This window comes from Kitasatospora sp. NPDC085879 (assembly GCF_040686255.1).
GTDB lineage: Bacteria > Actinomycetota > Actinomycetes > Streptomycetales > Streptomycetaceae > Kitasatospora.
On sequence record NZ_JBFBJZ010000066.1, the window covers coordinates 1 to 16402 of the forward strand.

Annotated in this window: 17 protein-coding genes and 1 pseudogene; 11 read left to right on the forward strand and 7 right to left on the reverse strand. The window is 72.9% G+C overall.

Translation table 11 applies throughout. The features are described 5' to 3' along the window. Nucleotides 1-247 precede the first annotated feature (247 nt). A complete protein-coding gene (locus AB0P35_RS33805; protein WP_363518531.1) occupies nucleotides 248-1411 on the reverse strand; it encodes a HEAT repeat domain-containing protein in 1164 nt (387 codons plus the stop codon). A 98-nt stretch (nucleotides 1412-1509) separates the two neighbouring features. Here AB0P35_RS33805 and pip point away from each other — a divergent pair, with 98 nt between their 5' ends. Together pip and AB0P35_RS33815 are read left to right on the forward strand one after the other, a co-directional pair. After that, nucleotides 1510-2469, forward strand: coding sequence for a prolyl aminopeptidase (gene pip / locus AB0P35_RS33810; protein ID WP_363518533.1), 960 nt, complete (start codon nucleotides 1510-1512; stop codon nucleotides 2467-2469). Nucleotides 2470-2864: 395 nt separating this feature from the next. Then, on the forward strand, nucleotides 2865-3335 hold the full coding sequence (locus tag AB0P35_RS33815; protein WP_363518535.1) for a hypothetical protein: 471 nt from the start codon (nucleotides 2865-2867) through the stop codon (nucleotides 3333-3335). On the opposite strand, the gene AB0P35_RS33820 is transcribed toward AB0P35_RS33815, so the two are convergent. Then, nucleotides 3299-3955: an AAA family ATPase gene (locus tag AB0P35_RS33820; RefSeq protein ID WP_363518616.1), complete on the reverse strand. Its 657-nt coding sequence runs from the start codon at nucleotides 3953-3955 to the stop codon at nucleotides 3299-3301. The genes AB0P35_RS33815 and AB0P35_RS33820 overlap by 37 nt on opposite strands. A gap of 309 nt (nucleotides 3956-4264) precedes the next feature. Here AB0P35_RS33820 and AB0P35_RS33825 point away from each other — a divergent pair, with 309 nt between their 5' ends. Next, the gene (locus AB0P35_RS33825) at nucleotides 4265-4768 is read left to right on the forward strand and encodes a DUF1203 domain-containing protein (protein WP_363518537.1); all 504 of its coding nucleotides are present in this window, start codon (nucleotides 4265-4267) and stop codon (nucleotides 4766-4768) included. Nucleotides 4769-4825: 57 nt separating this feature from the next. Here AB0P35_RS33825 and AB0P35_RS33830 read toward each other — a convergent pair whose 3' ends face one another. After that, entirely contained in the window at nucleotides 4826-4990 is a 165-nt protein-coding gene (locus AB0P35_RS33830) for a hypothetical protein (protein WP_363518539.1), read from the reverse strand. A 229-nt stretch (nucleotides 4991-5219) separates the two neighbouring features. Here AB0P35_RS33830 and AB0P35_RS33835 point away from each other — a divergent pair, with 229 nt between their 5' ends. The 3 genes and pseudogenes from AB0P35_RS33835 to AB0P35_RS33845 form a co-directional block, all read left to right on the forward strand. Further along, complete coding sequence (locus AB0P35_RS33835) at nucleotides 5220-6356, forward strand: serine hydrolase domain-containing protein (RefSeq protein ID WP_363518541.1); 1137 nt, start codon at nucleotides 5220-5222, stop codon at nucleotides 6354-6356. Nucleotides 6357-6399: 43 nt separating this feature from the next. Then, nucleotides 6400-7197 (forward strand): inositol monophosphatase family protein, encoded by a 798-nt coding sequence (locus tag AB0P35_RS33840; protein WP_363518543.1) that lies wholly within the window; start codon nucleotides 6400-6402, stop codon nucleotides 7195-7197. A gap of 92 nt (nucleotides 7198-7289) precedes the next feature. Next, nucleotides 7290-7418, forward strand: a pseudogene (locus AB0P35_RS33845) (IS630 family transposase); the annotation flags it as partial. A 121-nt stretch (nucleotides 7419-7539) separates the two neighbouring features. Here the strand turns inward: AB0P35_RS33845 and AB0P35_RS33850 are convergent. After that, nucleotides 7540-7893, reverse strand: coding sequence for a hypothetical protein (locus AB0P35_RS33850; RefSeq protein WP_363518545.1), 354 nt, complete (start codon nucleotides 7891-7893; stop codon nucleotides 7540-7542). A 394-nt stretch (nucleotides 7894-8287) separates the two neighbouring features. Between AB0P35_RS33850 and AB0P35_RS33855 the strand changes: the two genes are divergently transcribed. After that, nucleotides 8288-8641, forward strand: a complete 354-nt coding sequence (locus tag AB0P35_RS33855) for a VOC family protein (RefSeq protein ID WP_363518547.1) — start codon at nucleotides 8288-8290, stop codon at nucleotides 8639-8641. 55 nt (nucleotides 8642-8696) lie between these two features. On the opposite strand, the gene AB0P35_RS33860 is transcribed toward AB0P35_RS33855, so the two are convergent. Further along, nucleotides 8697-9086: a hypothetical protein gene (locus tag AB0P35_RS33860; RefSeq protein WP_363518549.1), complete on the reverse strand. Its 390-nt coding sequence runs from the start codon at nucleotides 9084-9086 to the stop codon at nucleotides 8697-8699. Here AB0P35_RS33860 and AB0P35_RS33865 point away from each other — a divergent pair. The 4 genes from AB0P35_RS33865 (at nucleotide 9076) to AB0P35_RS33880 (ending at nucleotide 13052) form a co-directional block, all read left to right on the forward strand. Then, nucleotides 9076-9357, forward strand: a complete 282-nt coding sequence (locus AB0P35_RS33865; protein WP_363518551.1) for a DUF4386 family protein — start codon at nucleotides 9076-9078, stop codon at nucleotides 9355-9357. The genes AB0P35_RS33860 and AB0P35_RS33865 overlap by 11 nt on opposite strands. Before the next feature lie 140 nt (nucleotides 9358-9497). Continuing rightward, the gene (locus tag AB0P35_RS33870) at nucleotides 9498-10310 is read left to right on the forward strand and encodes an MBL fold metallo-hydrolase (protein WP_363518553.1); all 813 of its coding nucleotides are present in this window, start codon (nucleotides 9498-9500) and stop codon (nucleotides 10308-10310) included. A 390-nt stretch (nucleotides 10311-10700) separates the two neighbouring features. Next, nucleotides 10701-11951, forward strand: coding sequence for a hypothetical protein (locus AB0P35_RS33875; protein WP_363518555.1), 1251 nt, complete (start codon nucleotides 10701-10703; stop codon nucleotides 11949-11951). A 132-nt stretch (nucleotides 11952-12083) separates the two neighbouring features. Next, a complete protein-coding gene (locus AB0P35_RS33880; protein WP_363518557.1) occupies nucleotides 12084-13052 on the forward strand; it encodes an endonuclease/exonuclease/phosphatase family protein in 969 nt (322 codons plus the stop codon). 171 nt (nucleotides 13053-13223) lie between these two features. On the opposite strand, the gene AB0P35_RS33885 is transcribed toward AB0P35_RS33880, so the two are convergent. Both AB0P35_RS33885 and AB0P35_RS33890 read right to left on the reverse strand, forming a co-directional pair. Beyond that, the gene (locus AB0P35_RS33885; protein ID WP_363518559.1) at nucleotides 13224-14420 is read right to left on the reverse strand and encodes an Ig-like domain-containing protein; all 1197 of its coding nucleotides are present in this window, start codon (nucleotides 14418-14420) and stop codon (nucleotides 13224-13226) included. A gap of 179 nt (nucleotides 14421-14599) precedes the next feature. Then, nucleotides 14600-16084, reverse strand: a complete 1485-nt coding sequence (locus AB0P35_RS33890; RefSeq protein WP_363518561.1) for an alpha/beta fold hydrolase — start codon at nucleotides 16082-16084, stop codon at nucleotides 14600-14602. Nucleotides 16085-16402 lie beyond the last annotated feature (318 nt).

Genomic DNA, 16402 nt, shown 5'->3' on the forward strand with positions numbered 1-16402 from the left:
GGAGCCATCAACGTTCTACGGGCCGGGCTGGTCCGTCGCGACGCCAACCCGGCTTAGCGAGAAGCCCCGGCGTTCACGCCGGGGAGGAGTCACGCTCGTGATCGCACTCATGCGTGCCATCATCCCGCCCCGGCCGCCCCACCGCCGAGGCGGGCTCCGCGCATGCCCGGTCTGCTGCCCACGGTCCCCGGGACGGCCGACGGACGGTGGTACGGACCGAGCCGGTCGTACCGGCGGCGTCGACCGGTCAGGCGGGCGCGGTGCCGGTCCGAGTCCGGTGGGCGGCTTGCAGCGCCTGTCGCGCAGCCGATGCGACAGTGCCGCCCAGGGTGGTCCCGGTGCGGTCGTGGGTGGCGAGGTGCTCCAGTACCGGCACGATCCGATCGTCGTCGATCGGGCCGAGAGCGCGGCAGGCCAGCGCGCGCAGGTCCGGGTCGGGGCTGGTGGTGAGGGCGACGAGGTCGTTCACCGCCGGAGGGCCGAAGGCGGCGGCCGCCGAGGCCAGGTACGCGGCCTTCGGGTCCCGACGTTCCGTCATGGCCCGCCGGAGCACCCCGAACGCCTCGTCGCCGCCGATCCGGCCGAGGGCGTGCGCCGCCGCGCCGCGCACCCGCCGCGAGGCGTCGTCCAGCAGCGGTGCGAGGGCAGGCACGACAGTCGGGTCCGCGAGCAGGCCGAGCGCCTCGCAGGCGCCCTCGCGGACCGCGGCCTCCGGATGGTCGAGCAGCGCCCTGATCGGCGGAACGGCCCGGCGGAGACCGAGCTCCGCACAGGCGAGCGCGGACCGCCGCACCCCGCGATGCCCGGCGTCGGCGACCGCGCGCAGCAGGCCCGGCTCGAGCGATCGGTCTCCGAACAGGTCGATCCGGTCGAGCGCCCGCCACCGGACGGCGGCGTCGTACGCCCGATGATCGGCGGCCACCGCCCGCAGCGCCGTCCGGGCCTGCTCGTTGCCGAGTTCGGCCCACTGCAGCAGCGCGTCGACCGCCCGCAGACGGGTCGCCCGGTCCCCGTCCAGTTCGGCGGCGTGGACGGTGACCAGCGAGTCCGGGCCGCACGGCGGAGGGCCGACGGCGGTGCGCAGGTGCCCGGCGATCCGTGGGTCGGACTCGCCGAGGCGGAGCGCCAGCGGACCGATCCGCTCGCCGACGTCCGCGTCGTACCGACCGTCGCCCCGCAGGTCGGCCGCCAGTTTGGCGACCGTCCGGAACAGCAGTGCCGCACGGCCGCCCGCCTCGTCCCGAGGCCCGTGGGGGAGCGCGTCGAGTCGGCCCGCCATGGCCTCGGCGATCGCGGTCGACGGGCGGCCCGTCGCCCGGAGCACTCCCTCCGCCCAGCAGAGCGGGTCGCTCTGACGCTCGTACAGCAGGCGTCCCCACAGACGGACGGCGGCGCTCCCGTGCTCGGTCATCCCGTGATCGTCGCAGCACGGGCAGCGGACGCCAAGCCGGATGGCGCGGCTCTGCGTGCGGCCCGCTCCGGCACCGGCGCTGAGTAGGATCGACGGCCATGGCCGACTTCTACCCTCCGACCGGTCCCTACGACAGCGGATTCCTCGACACCGGCGACGGCAACCGCCTCTACTACGAGCAGCTCGGCAACCCGGAGGGCAAGCCCGCCCTGAACGTCCACGGCGGCCCGGGGTCGGGCGCGCCCCGGCGGCCCACCAGGGCCTGGGACCCCACGCGCTACCGCGTCGTCCGCTTCGACCAGCGCAACTGCGGCCGCAGCACCCCGCACGCGAGCGACCCGGCCGCGGACATGAGCCTGAACACCACGCAGCACCTGATCGACGACATGGAGCGGCTGCGCGAACACCTCGGCATCGAGCGGTGGTTGCTCAACGGCGGCTCCTGGGGTGCGACGCTCGTCCTCGCCTACGCGCAGCAACACCCCGAGCGGGTCAGTGAGATGGTCGTCCCGGCGGTGACGACGACCCGCCGGTCCGAGATCGACTGGCTCTACCGTGGAGCCGGACGGTTCCACCCCGAGGCGTGGGACCGGTTCCGTGACGGCGTCCCCGCGGACGAGCGGGACGGCGACCTGCTCGCCGCCTACGCACGGCTGATGGAGAACCCCGACCGGAAGGTCCGGGAGAAGGCTGCCGCCGACTGGCTCGCCTGGGAGGACGCCGTCGTCTCGAACGAACCCAACGGCGTGCCCGGCATGTACAGCGACCGCGAGATCGACGCACAGATCGCGTTCGTGCGGATCTGCGCCCACTTCTTCAGCAACGGCGCATGGCTGGAGGAGGACCAACTGCTGCGCAACGCCCACAGACTGGCCGACATCCCGGCGGTGCTGGTGCACGGCCGGCACGACATGGGCAGCCCCGTGCAGACCGCGTGGGAGCTGGCGAAGCGGTGGCCCGGCGCGCGACTCCACATCATCGAGGACTCCGGCCACGCCGGCAGCGACGCCATGCAGCAGGCCGTCCGTGACGCCATCGAGGAGTTCAAGAACTCGTGAGCCGCCGCACGGCGGGCACCGGTCCCGTCGCGACGGCGGCCACCGGTGCGGTGAGGGTGCGTCCGGCCAGGTCGACGGCGTGCGGGGCGGTGCGAAATTCGCTGTCGACCGGTCGGCGGTGATCGATGGCATCCGCGTGCCCTCCACCGAACCGCGCCAGCAGAGGACCCGCATGTCCGTACCCGCACCGCAGCTCCCGTCCGACCCGCCCACGGCCGCACCCGCACCCGCCGCCGGCGCGCTCGCGCACGGGCCGGGCCCGTTCTGCCGGTTCTGCGGTTCGGTGCCCGCCGTGCAGGTCGCCGTCCACGGCCACCAGGGATTCCTCGTCCTGATGCGCTTCCTGAAGATGCCCGGCCCGTTCTGCCGCGACTGCGGGATCGCCACGTTCCGCGATGACCGCGCGGAGCCTGTGGCAGGGCTGGTGGGGCATCGCCTCCATGGTGAGCAACCCGATCACCCTGATCGCCAACCTGGTGAGCCTCGCGAGGATCCGCAGCCCGGCGCCGCCGGTGCCGGGCGCCCCCGGAGTCCCGATGACACCCGGCAGGCCGCTGGTCAAGCGGGTGGAGATCCTCGGCCTGCTGCTCCCCGTGCTGCTGGTGGCGGCCGTCGCGTGGTCGGCGCAGCGCGACCCCGACTACGCCGACGTCGGCGACTGCGTGCACAACAGCGGCAACGACCTGCGCCCGGACCTCGACGTGGTCGACTGCTCGGGCACGGACGCCGAATTCCGCATCGTCGGCCGGTTCGAGGTGTCCGACGCGAGCGCCTGCAAGGCCTACCCGGAGTCCGACGCCGCGTTCGTCCTGGAGCGCGGATCGACGACCTACACGCTCTGCCTGACGCAGGTCCCGTCCTTCTGAACGGCCGCCGGACGACCGGCCGTCTCTGGGGTGAGGGCGTCGGTGAGGCGGTCGATGAGGGTCGGCCACGGCGTGCAGTCGACGACGGGCAGTGCGTGTGCACGGGCTTCGGCGGCGAGCCAGTCGGAGTACCGCGCGCTCACCTCGGCGCGGCGCGGCTGCGGGCCGAGCTCCGGTTCCCGGTCGGCGTAGTTGGCCGTGATCCGGGCGGCCTGCGGCTCGTGCAGGAACACCGCCCGGACCCGGCGCCCGGCCGCCTCGCCCTCCGCCACGGCGCGGGCGGCGGCGGACGGCGTGAGGTAGTCGCCCTCGACGACTGCGGGCACCGGCACGGTCAGCCGGTTCCGCACCACGCCGAGCACCGCAGGCTCGAGCGCCTGCGCGGTGGCGATCTGGAGCTCCAGCACGCGCTCGGGCGGCAGCGCATCCGGATCGGGAAGGCCCTCGAAGAGGTGCAGCGCCGGGTGCTGGGCGGCCGTGGTCAACTCCTGGACGGCTGCGACCACATCGTCGAACTCGACCACGAACGCCCCGGCCGCGGCGGCGAGTCGGGCGGCCGCAGTACTCTTGCCGACTCCTGACGCGCCACCGATCAGTACCAGGTCCCAGGTCCGCTCCATCACCCGGCGACGCTACCTCACCCGATCGAGCCGGATCACCACGATTTCGCCTGCCGCAGCTGCACTTGCCCGGCTGGGCGCGTGCGTCGGGTCATCCGTTCCGGAGGCGGACAATGGCGGGTACCGCGACGAGGCGTACGACCGACGCCAGCCTCAGGGCCCCGGAGCACTCCCGACCCGGGAGCTGGGCTACGCCGTCCGGGACGGGGCGGTGGGGTGAGTGCCGCGCCGAGGGGCCGGTCGCAGACGCCGAGCCCCACGTCGGATTCCCGCCAGCGTCCCGGGCAGCGCCGCTCCACGATGAAGAACATGACCAGCACCCACCGGCCCCGGCCCATCACCCCGACCGCCCTGCAGGAGATCCGCGTCCGCGACGACGCCGGACGTCCGATGCGCCCGTACACGGACGCGGAAGGCGACGCGCCGCTCCGCTGCTGCCTGCGGGCGAGTGCCGCCGGCGAGCGGATCGCCCTCGTCTCGTACGCCCCGCTGCGCCGCTGGGCGGCCGAGACGGGAGCCGAGCCCGGGGCGTACGACGAGCAGGGACCGGTCTTCATCCACGCCGAGGACTGCGGCGGCCCGGACCCGGACCGCACGGGCTACCCCTGGGCCCGGCCCGGCGCTCTCCGTGCCTTCCGCCGCTACGACAGCCGGGGGCGCATCATCGGCGGCCGCATGGTGGAACTGCCCGAGGACGCCGACGCGGCCTTCGACCGCGCGCTCGGTGAGGCCTTCGCGGACCCGGACACCGCCCAGGTCCACGTACGGGCCGTCGAATACGGCTGCTACCACTTCCGCGTGGACCGACCCTGACCGTCGAGGTGCGGTCCGGCCGACCAGGCCTGAGCGGACAGGCGCTCAGGGCATGCGCTACGGGACGACGAGCCGCGTCAGACCCGCCGTGAGGAGTCCGCCACCGAGCAGGGCACATGCCCAGCCGATGTGGCGCCAGCGCCGCAGGCTCACGTGCTGCTTGCGGTACTGCTCCTGGATGAGCTGCCACCAACCGGCGTAGTTCCCGAGGTTGAGGGCCACGGCGAGCCCGTGGAGGCATGCGATGGCTCGAAGGAGATCACAAAGGACGGGAAGTCGGAACCTCCGGCCCGGGGCAGGGCATTGCCGGTCGTGTTCACGGGGAGATCCTGGCATCCGCGGACCCTGGTGGCCATGGCTCGGGGTGCCGGGATCTTTCCGACCGGTACGCGAGTTGAGCGGGTGGGGCCGTGTCTGCGGTCCCGGCGATCGGGGACAGAGGGGGCGTTCCATGAGGACCGGCACGGTGCCGGACGGTCCGGCGCAGCGGCGCGTCGAGGCGGTCCTGGCGGAGGTGGTCGGCTCCGGTGCGGAGACCGGGGTGCAGGTGGCCGCCTGGTTGGACGGGGAGCTGGTGGTCGACGCCTGGGCGGGCACGGCCGACGTGGCCGAGGGGCGGCCGATGGGCCCGGACACCCTGGTGCCGGCCTGGTCGACCGGCAAGGGCGTCGCGGCGGCCCTGGTCGCGGTGCTGGTCGACCGTGGGGCGCTGGCGTACGAGGCGCCGGTAGCGCAGTACTGGCCGCAGTTCGGGGCGGCGGGCAAGGAGCGGGTGACGCTGGGACAGGTCCTCGCGCACACGGCGGGCCTGCCGCAGCTGCCACCGGACGTGACGCCCGAGCGGCTGCACGACCTGCCCGCGATGGCGGACTGGCTCGCCGGGCAGTCGCCGCGCTGGGAGCCCGGGAGCCGGCCCGGCTACCACGCCTGGACCTACGGCCTGCTGCTGGCGGAGATCCTGCGCCGCGCGACCGGCCGGACGTGCGAGCGCCTGCTGCGCGAGGAGCTGGCCGAACCGCTGGGGATCGGCGACGAGTTGCTCTTCGGCGTCCCCGACCGCCTGCTGCCGCGGGTGGCCACCTGCTACGACGGCGGCTGGGCGGCGCGCCTGGAACGGATGCCCGAGGAACCGTTCTCCGTCGCCGTGCCGCGCGGCGTGCGCCCGGTGGCCGAGCTGGCCAACCGTGCCGACGTCCGGCGGACGGCGCTGCCGGCGAACGGGGTGATGACCGCGCGCGGTGCGGCCCGGATGTACGCGGCACTGGCCTGCGGCGGAGAGCTGGAGGACGTGCGGCTGCTGTCCGCGAAGACCCTGGAGGCGGCGACCACCGGGTGGGCGAGCGGGGTGGACCGGATCCTGGGCGTCCCGGTGACGATGGGCCGTGGTTTCGTCGTCGGGGACAGCAGGGCGACACCGATGCGTTCGGCGGTCGCTTTCGGCACCAGCGGGTCGGGAGGCAGCGCGGCCTGCGCCGACCCGGCCAACAGGTTCTCCTTCGCACTGGTCAAGAACCGGATGACCGTCCACGGCCTGGACGTCCGGCTGATCGGCGAGGTCCGCGCGGCGCTGGGCCTCGCGGACGGCTGAGAGGCGGCGGCCCGGCAGGGAGGGGTGTGACTATCATCCACGGATGATCAATTCGTATGCGGGGCTTGACGACACGGGGGTCGCGGTCGCCGCGGCGCGCGCCGGCGCGGAGGTCGTGCGCGGCATGTACGGCCGGCGGCTCGCCCGGTTCGACAAGGGCGGAGGGGACTTCGCGACCGCGGCCGACGTCGCGGCGGAGAAGGCGATCCTCGAGGTGCTGCACGCGGCCCGGCCGGACGACTCCGTGCTCGGCGAGGAGGGCGGCCGGCAGGGCGCGGTCGGGGCGGCGCGGCAATGGCTGGTGGACCCGCTGTGCGGGACGCTGAACTACGCCGTCGGGAACATGCTGGTGGCCGTCAACGTGGCGCTGCGCGGCGGCGCGGCGGCGGTGGCCGACCCGTTCAGCGGCGAGGTCTTCTGCACCGACGGCGCGACCGCACGGGTGCTGCACGAGGGCGCGGACGTGCCACTGGTGCCCACGGCCGCCACCCGGCTCGTCGACGTCAACCTGGACCCGCCCTTCCCCAGCGCCCCGGACTTCCGAGCCGTGGACCTGCTCGCCCACGCCGGGTTCGTCGAACGGTTCCGGCCCAGGGTGGTCTCCACGACCCTCGCGCTGGCCTGGGTCGCGGCGGGCAAGCGCGCCGCGTACGTCACCGACGGCGGCGACCTCTCCGGCAGCGTCCACTTCGCGGCGGGGATCGCCCTGTGCCGGGCCGCGGGCTGCGTGGTCACCGGGATCGACGGGGCCCCGATCGGCGAGGCGGGCCGCGGACTCGTCGTGGCCGCCGACGCCGAGACCCACCGGTCGCTGCTGTCGATGATCCGGGGCGCTGCCTAGTGCTCTGACCGAGAGGGTTCACCGGGTTGGCGCTGGCAGGTCTTGAGCCGGTTGGATGTCGCGGGACGTCTCAGCTCGGAGGAACGAGGCGAGTGGCAGAGCCGGTCAGGGTTCGAAGGCTCGCGGACCAGGAAGGCCGGCAGCTACAGCGGATCGTGCGTCGGGGCAGCACGAACACGGTGCGCCACCGGCGGGCGATGATGCTGCTGGCCTCGGCCGGCCGTCCCCGGACGGCTGCCCCGGAGCCGCCGCCGCGCGGCGGCTCCGGGTAGGGATCGACGTCGCGCAGCGCGGACGGTTGCCGCCTTGACCGCGGTCTCCTCGGCGGTGCGGGTGGTGGTGTCAGCAGTGGGTGCGCGCCTGCTTGATGCCCGGTTCGGCACGGTGGACGTCAAAGGTGGTGGAGAACGTCTGCCGGGCGGTGGCGAGTGTGTCGGCGAGCGGCTGGTACTTCGTGTCCTCCAGCGCGGCGACCCGGGCCAGCTCTGCGGCCGTGTTCAGCCGGCCCACCGCGACGTCCCAGGAGTGGTCCGACGAGCCACTGGCCGGTTGGTCGGGCATCCGGTCGGGCAGCATCCGCACCAGCGTGCAGGCCAGCTCGCCGTCGCTGCTGACCTGTCGGCCGGCGGACCCGGCCGAGCTGCAGGCGGCGAGGGCCAACACCGCTGCGATCAGTGGAACAAGACGTCTCATCATGTGCTGCTTCCTTCCCCCGTTGAACGCACCTGATTACCTTAGGGGATGCGCCTCACACCCGGGATCGGCTTGCCGATCAGGCCGGGCGGGACGAAGAAGTTCACCTGCCCGATCGCGATCGTCAGCGGCGCCAGGGCCTTCGGGTCGTAGTGCTCGGCGGTCCGGGCGTAGAGCTCGCCGGTGACCCGCTCGGTGCCGGCCGCTCGCCCGCGCCGTGCTCGGCGAGCGCATCCACCGCGGCCGGCTCGCCGGTCCCGGCGTCGCGGCGGCCGCCGTCAGCCTCCTCGCCCTGGCCTGAGTCCCCGCTGTGGGGGGAGGCCCGGCCGCGGCGCCGGTGTAGCGGACGATGGTGTGGTGCCGGCCCGCCCGATCACCGTCCTGGCAGGATGGCGGCATGGAACGTGTACTTGGAATCGGCGGATACTTCCTGCGCGCCGCCGACCCGGCGGCCCTGAGCGCGTGGTACCGCGACTGCCTGGGCCTGGACGCGGATGAGCACGGTCTGTGGCGTCAGGAGGCCGGGCCGACGGTGTTCGCGACCTTCGAGTCCGGGACGGACTACTTCGGGTCCCGCACGCAGCAGACCATGCTCAACTTCCGGGTCCGCGACCTGGACGCGATGCTCGCGCAACTGCGCGCCAAGGGGGCGGACGTGGCAGAGGAGACGCAGGACATGGAGGGTGTCGGCCGATTCGGCTGGGTCACCGATCCCGACGGCAATCGGATCGAGCTCTGGCAGCCCGCCTGACCGTGATGAGCGGCCCGAGCATGGATGAGGACCCGCGCGGAGGTCGGGCACCGGGCTACCGGTGGCGGTTGCCGCCGGGGCAGGTGTCCGATGGCGGGAGGCCCGGGAGAGCGGCCGGGCGCATCGCCGTGAGGGCCTCGCGCATGTAGCCGAGGGCGGCGCGGTCGTCCACGGCGCCCGTCGGCGGCGGTGCCGGGCGGGCGCCGACGGGGCCGTCGGTGGCCTCGGGCACGAGGGTCCGGGCGGCGAGGGCGCCGAACTCGTTGGCCGACGCCAGGTAGTGGCGCATGTGGGCCGCTTCGGCCGTCCGCCCCGACGCCGCCATCATGGTGACGAACTCGATGCAGACGACGCTCGCGGCGATCACGTTGTCGGTCTCGATCAGCCGGTTGATGTAGGAGCGGAGCAGCCGGAAGGCCTCCGGCCTGAGCGTCGTGCTCCTCAACCACCTGCTGTACCGGTCACGGCTCGTCCCCCGGTGGATCGCCGGCTGGGCGCTCCTGGCGGTCGTGCCGTACCTCGCCGACGCCCTCCTCGTACTCGGCCCGTCCGCACCGTCGCCGGCCGCCCGCGCCGCCCTCGTCGTCCCCCTCGCGCTGAACGAGCTGGCGCTCGCCCTCTGGCTGCTGGCCAAGGGCTTCCGCGAACCGGAGTCGGAGCACACCCGTCCCGCCACCACCCCCGCGCCGGTCGGCGGGCACGCCGACAGCACATGACACCCGCCGCCGGCCTTGGGGCTGCCGCCCGCTTCATACTCGCTGGTACGCTGCCGCGCGGCACCGATGCCCCGGCACCCTCCGTGCACCACGAGGCGCGGCCACGACGCCCTGCGGCGTCCGAGACGTCTGGAGGGCGTATGCGCGTGCACCACCTGGACTGCGCCACGATGTGCCCCGTCGGCGGCCGGCTGCTGCTCGGCAGCGGCGGGCCCCTGGTCGGCAGGCTGTCCGCACACTGCCTGCTGATCGAGGGACCGACGGGACTGATCCTGGTCGACACCGCCTTCGGGACCGCCGACGTCGCCGACCCCCGCCGGCTCGGGCGGCAGTTCCTGACGGTCGTCCGCCCCCGGCTCGACCCCGCGCGCACGGCGCTGCACCAGGTCCGCGCCCTCGGGTACGACCCGAAGGACGTCCGCGACATCGTGCTGACCCACCTCGACCTCGACCACGCGGGCGGGATCAGCGACTTCCCGCACGCCCGGATCCACGTCCTCGACGACGAACTCCGTGCCGCCCGGGCGCGCGCCACCCGCGGCGAGCGGGACCGCTACCTCCCGGCGCAGTGGGCGCACAGCCCCCTGTGGGTGGAACACCCGCGGCTCGGGGCCACCGAGAACTGGTACGGCCTGCAGGGAATCCCGATCCTGCCGGGCGAGACACCCGACCTCCTGCTGGTACCGCTGCCCGGGCACTCCCGCGGCCACAGCGGCGTCGCCGTCCGCACATCCGACGGCTGGCTGCTCCACTGCGGCGACGCCTACTTTTCGCACACCGACATCGCCCCCCGCCCCCGACGGCGCCCGCCCGGCCTGACCGCCTTCCAGAACCTGGTGGCCATCGACAACGGTGCCCGCCGCGACAGCCTCGAACGCCTCCGCGAGCTGCGCCGCACGCACGCCGACGAGGTCCGGCTGGTCTGCGCTCACGACCCCTTCGACCTCACCTGAGCCGGTTGGTGGTTGACCCGGGGTGACGTTGCGGGCGGTACTGACGCACGGTGCACAGTAGAGCCCCCGGCGTGCCTGCGATCAACAGGGCCGTCCGGTTGCGCGATCGAGGGCTGCGACGTGCGGAAACAGGGGCGGCTCGCCCTGGTCGGCGTGGAGCCTCGCGGGGCGTGCGGACGGGGCCGGTGACGGTCCGTGACCTCCGTGGTGTCACTGCGAGTGGGCGACGGCCGTGCGAGGTCGACCGGCGGCGATCTGAGGCGCGGTCACGACTGTTGACGCGTCAATTTCGGCTGCCCGCACCGCTGCGGGATCCGTGCGGCAGCGTTTGTGGGCGGTCGGGGATCGACGCACGATGGGTGCAGGGGGATTTCCTAAGGGGTGTCCCGGATGTCTCTGTCATATGACGAACTCCGTCATCTGTCACGCGAAGCGGGGTTCGAGGACGGCGACGTCGACGTTGCCGCCGCGGTTGCCATGGCCGAGTCCACCGGTCGCCCGGAGGCGGTCGGCGACCAGACCCTGGCCAACGCGAAGTGGGGTCCCAGCATCGGCCTGTTCCAGATCAGATCGCTCCGCCGGCCGCAGGACTTCGGGTTCCCCGACAGCCTGCGGGTCGAGCACGCGCTCTACGGGCCCACGTACAACGCCAAGGTCGCGCGGGCGATCCAGACCCAGGCGCACGGGTGGTCGCCCTGGTCCACGTACACCAGCGGCCGCTACCGCGACTTCCTGCCGAACGGAACCCACGACGCGGTCCGTCCGTCGAGGTCCAACGTGCGCAAGTGCCTGGAGATCCTGCTGAACGAGGCGGGATACAAGGAGGGCCCCAACAACCACAACAAGTACGCCAAGGAGCTCATCGACGCCGGCAAGGCGCCGGCGTGGTGGCAGAACCAGGAGTGGTGCTACATCTTCCAGTCCTGGGGCACCTGGAAGGCGGGCCTGGAGGACTACTGCAAGCTGTCGGCCTTCTGCCCGGACGGTGTGACGTACTACAAGGGCAAGGGCTGGTGGTCGTCGTTCCCGATGATCGGCGCCGAGGTCTTCTACGGCACCGCCGCCGAGCGGTGGGGCGCCGGCGGCTCCCACATCGAGCGGGTCCACCGGTTCGACCAGGAGCACATCTGGACGATCGGAGGCAACACCAACACCACCGGCGCTAGCAACGGCGACGGCGTCTACAAGCGCGGACCGATCCGCCGCCGCGAGGTCAGGGTGTACGGCTACGGCTGCCCGCCGTTCCCCGAGGGGCGGCTCTCCGCCGATCCCCGCTGGGGCGGGCTGACCTCCGCCTCGTACACCGATCTTCCGCAGGCCCCGACGGACCCGGACGGCCAGGACCCCCGGCCCTGGGTGTACCTCGGCCAGCTGGAGCACGCCATCGCCGCGGACGTCCTGGCCCCGACCGGCCACCGCTCGTACAGCTGGGAGCAGGTGCTCCTGGTCGAGAAGGCGCTGGCGGAGGAAGGGATGCTCGACCCGCGGTGGGCCGACGGGTCGTGGGGCACCCTCACACTGAAGGCCTACGCGGCGTGGCAGGAGCACTGCGGCTTCACCGGAGCCGCCGCCGACGGCCACCCGGACCTCGAGTCCATGCAGAAGCTCGCCGACGCGCACGAATTCAGGGTCGGCAACTGACGCAACGTCACCTCAAGGACCAACCCGCCCCACAGAGCCGGACATTCAGCGGAGACCGGCTGCCGGCCGAACCCCGTCCGGACATCACCGCTCCGCCGGTGCCCGGCCTGCCCGACGACAACAGGAGAAGTCATGGGCGTCATAGGGACCTGGAACCTGGAGAACTTCTGCCGGCCACTGCCCGCCGGCAGCCCGCCCGACCCGAACAGGTGCGCGGCGAAGGACCAGGCAACGTACGAGGCCAAGGTCGAAGCCCTGGCCGGAGTCATCACGGAGATCGGGCCGGACCTGCTCGGCGTGCAGGAGGTCGGCAGCCAGGAAGCCCTCGACGACCTGGTCGCCGCCCTGCCCGGCAGCTGGCACACCGCACTCTCGAACCACCCCGACCCGCGCGGCATCCGGGTCGGCTTCATCAGCCGCTGGCCGCTGCTGGACGTCCAGCACCGCGTGTCGTTCCCCACCCGCCTCGGAGCCGTCCAGGTCGAGGACGACGGAACCACCATCCACGAGATGGGCCGCGGCGGCCTGTCCGTCCGCGTCGAACCCACCCCCGGCAGCAGCCTCCACGTGGCCGTCTGCCACCTCAAGTCGAAACTGCTGACCTTCCCCGGCGGCCAACACAGCACCCACGACGAAGGCCTGCGCGCCCGCTTCGCCGCGTACGCGCTGTTCCGCCGCGGCGCCGAGGCGGTCACCATGCGCGAACTCGCCGACGACCTGCTGCAGGGCGACGGCCAGAACCGCGACGTCATCGTGCTCGGTGACCTCAACGACGAATGGAAGGCCGCCACCACCCAGATCCTCTACGGCCCGCCCGGCTCCCAGATCGGCACCGGCGGCTTCGACCACCCCGACCAGGGCGACGCCAAACGCCTGTGGAACCTCGCACCGCGCATCCTCGAACAGGGCGGATTCTCCCGTGTCTTCGAGGGCCAGCACGAACTGATCGACCACATCCTGATCAGCCACTCCCTGCTCGCCAAACTCCAGGACGTCACCACCGGCGTCGAGAAGCTGCCCAGCGTGACCGAGGCCCACCCCACCGCGTCGCACGACAAGCCGTCCGACCACTCTCCCGTCGCCGCCACCTTCACCCTGTAGCAACCCGGCCCGGCGCCGCCTGCGTTCGCCGTTGCCTGCCCGAGCGGGGGGCGACGCAGGACGGCTGCCGTGCAGAGGGGATTCCCCCCGCGTTCACTGCGACGGGCGGACTCGGTCCCTCGCTGTAGGGCTCTGCGAGGGCCCGCCCGATGCGCCTCCTGCGGGCCGGGATCACCACCGCGACCAGGGCGTGTTCCATCCGCTCAGGCCGTTGTCGGGCTCCAGCGGCAGCTTCTTGACGGAGTTTCGGACGATCACGACGTCGCCGACCAGCGAGGCCGCGTAGACCTTGCCGGCGGTGGAGTTCTCGTCGCCTTCCGGGGTGTCGGCCATGCCGATGCAGCCGTGGCTGATGTTCGCGTGCCCGGCCACTCCGCGGGCCTTCGGGTTGCCGTGCAGGTAGGTGCCGCTGGTGGTCAGCCGCATCGCGTGCGGCTCGACGGCTTCGTAGCCCTCGCCGACGAGGTTGGTCTGACCTTCCGAGGTCATCTTCTCCATGCGGCTCCGGCCCGAGATGACCATGATGCCGTTCCAGGACGGGTTCTCGTCGGTGCCGGCGACGATCGGGATGGTCTGGTCGGGCTTGCCGTCCTCCTTGACCACCATCTGGTGGGTGCGGGCGTCGACCTCGCTGATCCGGGAGCGCGCGACGGTGAAGCTCTCGTCGCGCTGCGTCGCGCCGTACACGCCGGGGGCGAGCTCCACGCTCTTGGTGCGCAGGTGGACCTTCACCGAGGTGCCGGGCTTCCAGTACTCGGCGGGCCGCAGGTCGAGCCGGGTGTCGCCCTCGAACCAGTGGCCCTTGATCTCGGATCCGTCCGAGGCCTCGACCACGACGGCCTTCTCGGCCTCCTTCTTGTTCTTGACCTTCACGCCGAAGTGGACCGAGATGATCATGCCGACGCCGAACCTCTGACCGGTCACCACGTTGTCCTCGACCTTGGCCGTCTTCGCGGGGGTCAGGGTGGTGAAGCTGCTGGTGGCGGTGGTCGTCACACCGGCGGCATCCGCGGCCTTGGCGTTCACCGTGTAGGACGACCCGACCGCGAGGCTGCCGACGGCCGGGGTCCAGCTGAGGCCGTCGGGGGCGATGGAGCCCTCGACCGGCTTGCCGTCCTTACCCGTCACCGCGACCTCTGTGAGCTTTCCGGTCGCCACCGAGACCTTGACCGCACCCGGCGCCACGTTCTGCGCTCCGTGCGCGGGCTCTATCGACAGCACGGCCGCGGACGCCTTCGCCGCACCACCCTTGCCGCCGGCTTCCCCCGGACCGGCCGAGCCGGCCGTCCCGGCGCCTCCACCACCACTGCACGCGGCCAACAGCGCGACTCCGCTCAGCGCCGCGCCCACCATCGAAATCCGTCGCACGACGGCCCCCTCCACTTGATCTTCCGGAGAGACACACGCGTCGAAGGGCTCAGAGGTTTCGGTCGGATCTCTCGATCAATGTCACGATTCCGCACGGACGGAACCCGGCACCGATCCGCGGCCGCCTTCCGGGCGGCCCCCACGACGGGACCACCCGGAGGGCGGCGGGTGACAGGTGCTCAGTCCGTGCAGGTGGTGCCGACTGCCGGCAGTGCACGGGTGGTCAGGTAGCGGTTGGTGGCGTTCCGGGCGCACGTGGAGGCCAGGAACATGCTGTAGTCGTCGCCTTCGTGGGCGAGGACGACACTTCCCGGCAGCTGGGCCGCCATGGCCGCGCCCGCCTGGTACGGCGCCAGGGCCTGGTGGGTGGACTGCAGGATCAGCGCCGGCGGCGCGCCGTGGACCGGGGCACCCGCAGGAACCGGCGCGGCCGGGAAGGGCCAGCCGAGGCAGCCGGCGATCGCCTTGAACGAGCGGACGGCGCCGCCCAGATGCGGGGATACGCGGGCGAGTTCCTTCTGCAGCCGGCCGAGCTCCTCGAAGGTCCGCACCGGGAGTGCGTTGTCCAGGCATGCGGGCACCTGGACCTGCACCTGGTCGAGGGTGTCGTCCGGGTCGTGGGTGAAGTCCACCGCGTCGTTCTCCTGCTGCGCCCTGACGATGGCCTTGGCCAGCTCGGGCCAGGTGGGATAGGTCAGGGTCAGGTAGTCCTGGGTGGCCTCGCGGATGTCCTCGCCGGTCAGCGCCGGGTGGGCCGCGCTCCCGGTCGGGATCGGCGTCCGGTCGGCACGGGCGACGAGGGCGTCGTACTCGGCCGCGACGTCCTTGCCGTGCAGCGCGCAGTCCTTCGACGCGGTGCACCAGGCGGCGAAGCGGTTGAAGGCCGTCTCGGCAGCCGTGGCCTCATGGGTGACCCGCGCGAGCGGCGAGCCGGTGTCGTCCAGCGCGGTGTCGAGGACCATCGTGCGCAGCCGGCCCGGGTAGAGGTTGGCGTAGGTGCGGCCGAGCAGCGTGCTGTAGTGGATGCCGTACCAGTTGATCTGCTGCTCGCCCAGCCCGGCGCGCACCGCCTCGAAGTCCCGTGCGGTGCTGGTCAGGTCGGCGTGGGCGGTGAGGCGGCCGTTGCGGCGCAGGCAGTCGTAAGCGAAGGCCCGGTTGTGGGCCACGAGCGCGTCGAACGCGGCCCGGTTCCGGGGGTAGTGGCTGACGCCGGCCGGCTTGGGCGGCTCGCCGCAGAGGATCGGCGTGCTGTGTCCCACTCCGCGCGGGTCCACCGCGACCAGGTCGAACTTGCCGGTCATGTCGCCGGCGAACGCCGGCAGGTGGGCGCGCATCGCCAGGCGAAGCTGCTCGATCGAGGAGCCGCCCGCGCCGTCGTTGAGGAGGAGGGTGCCCTGGCGGTGCGCCAGGTCGTCGGCGGGCCGGCGGACCAGGGAGAGGGTGAGGCTGCCGTCGCCGGGGTGGGACCAGTCCACCGGCACCCGGATCGATCCGCACTGCATGTTCGTGAAGTCGGCGTCGGCGCAGGCGTGCCAGTCGATGCCGCCGGCGGGCGGCCGGTGGTCGGCGCCCTCGGTCTGCGCGATCGCCGGTGCGGCGAGTGTGGCCGCCAGCGCGGTGAGGGCGGCGGCGGCCCAGCGGCGGGTGTTTCGGTTGTTCGTCATGGGAACGTCCTTGGTTCTTCCTCGGGCGGATACCCGGGCGGGCGGGGTCGCCCGGGGAGGGGGCGGGGGTTTGCGGTCCCTGGCTGCGGGTCAGCCCGTTCGGCCGGCTCCGGCGTGGATCTGCGGGAGCGTCACATCGATGGCCGGGGGTGCGAGCGCGGGTCGGGCCGCGGCGAGTGCTGCTCGTGCCGCCGTCGCCGGCCGGTGCCGGTGGGCGCGGTGCGCGGCCTGTTCCGTCTGCGTGTGTACAACGTTCATGGCGCAGAGACTCGTGCCGGACGGTGTCCACTTGCCAGGTCCGGCGGGGCGGGGGCGGTG

Excerpts from the sequence above, each read along its gene's own strand:
- AB0P35_RS33805 (WP_363518531.1), bottom strand. The coding sequence starts at position 1,411 with ATGACCGAGCACGGGAGCGCCGCCGTCCGTCTGTGGGGACGCCTGCTG.
- pip (WP_363518533.1), top strand. The coding sequence starts at position 1,510 with ATGGCCGACTTCTACCCTCCGACCGGTCCCTACGACAGCGGATTCCTC.
- AB0P35_RS33815 (WP_363518535.1), top strand. The coding sequence starts at position 2,865 with ATGACCGCGCGGAGCCTGTGGCAGGGCTGGTGGGGCATCGCCTCCATG.
- AB0P35_RS33820 (WP_363518616.1), bottom strand. The coding sequence starts at position 3,955 with ATGGAGCGGACCTGGGACCTGGTACTGATCGGTGGCGCGTCAGGAGTC.
- AB0P35_RS33825 (WP_363518537.1), top strand. The coding sequence starts at position 4,265 with ATGACCAGCACCCACCGGCCCCGGCCCATCACCCCGACCGCCCTGCAG.
- AB0P35_RS33835 (WP_363518541.1), top strand. The coding sequence starts at position 5,220 with ATGAGGACCGGCACGGTGCCGGACGGTCCGGCGCAGCGGCGCGTCGAG.
- AB0P35_RS33840 (WP_363518543.1), top strand. The coding sequence starts at position 6,400 with ATGATCAATTCGTATGCGGGGCTTGACGACACGGGGGTCGCGGTCGCC.
- AB0P35_RS33850 (WP_363518545.1), bottom strand. The coding sequence starts at position 7,893 with ATGATGAGACGTCTTGTTCCACTGATCGCAGCGGTGTTGGCCCTCGCC.
- AB0P35_RS33855 (WP_363518547.1), top strand. The coding sequence starts at position 8,288 with ATGGAACGTGTACTTGGAATCGGCGGATACTTCCTGCGCGCCGCCGAC.
- AB0P35_RS33870 (WP_363518553.1), top strand. The coding sequence starts at position 9,498 with ATGCGCGTGCACCACCTGGACTGCGCCACGATGTGCCCCGTCGGCGGC.
- AB0P35_RS33875 (WP_363518555.1), top strand. The coding sequence starts at position 10,701 with ATGTCTCTGTCATATGACGAACTCCGTCATCTGTCACGCGAAGCGGGG.
- AB0P35_RS33880 (WP_363518557.1), top strand. The coding sequence starts at position 12,084 with ATGGGCGTCATAGGGACCTGGAACCTGGAGAACTTCTGCCGGCCACTG.
- AB0P35_RS33890 (WP_363518561.1), bottom strand. The coding sequence starts at position 16,084 with ATGACGAACAACCGAAACACCCGCCGCTGGGCCGCCGCCGCCCTCACC.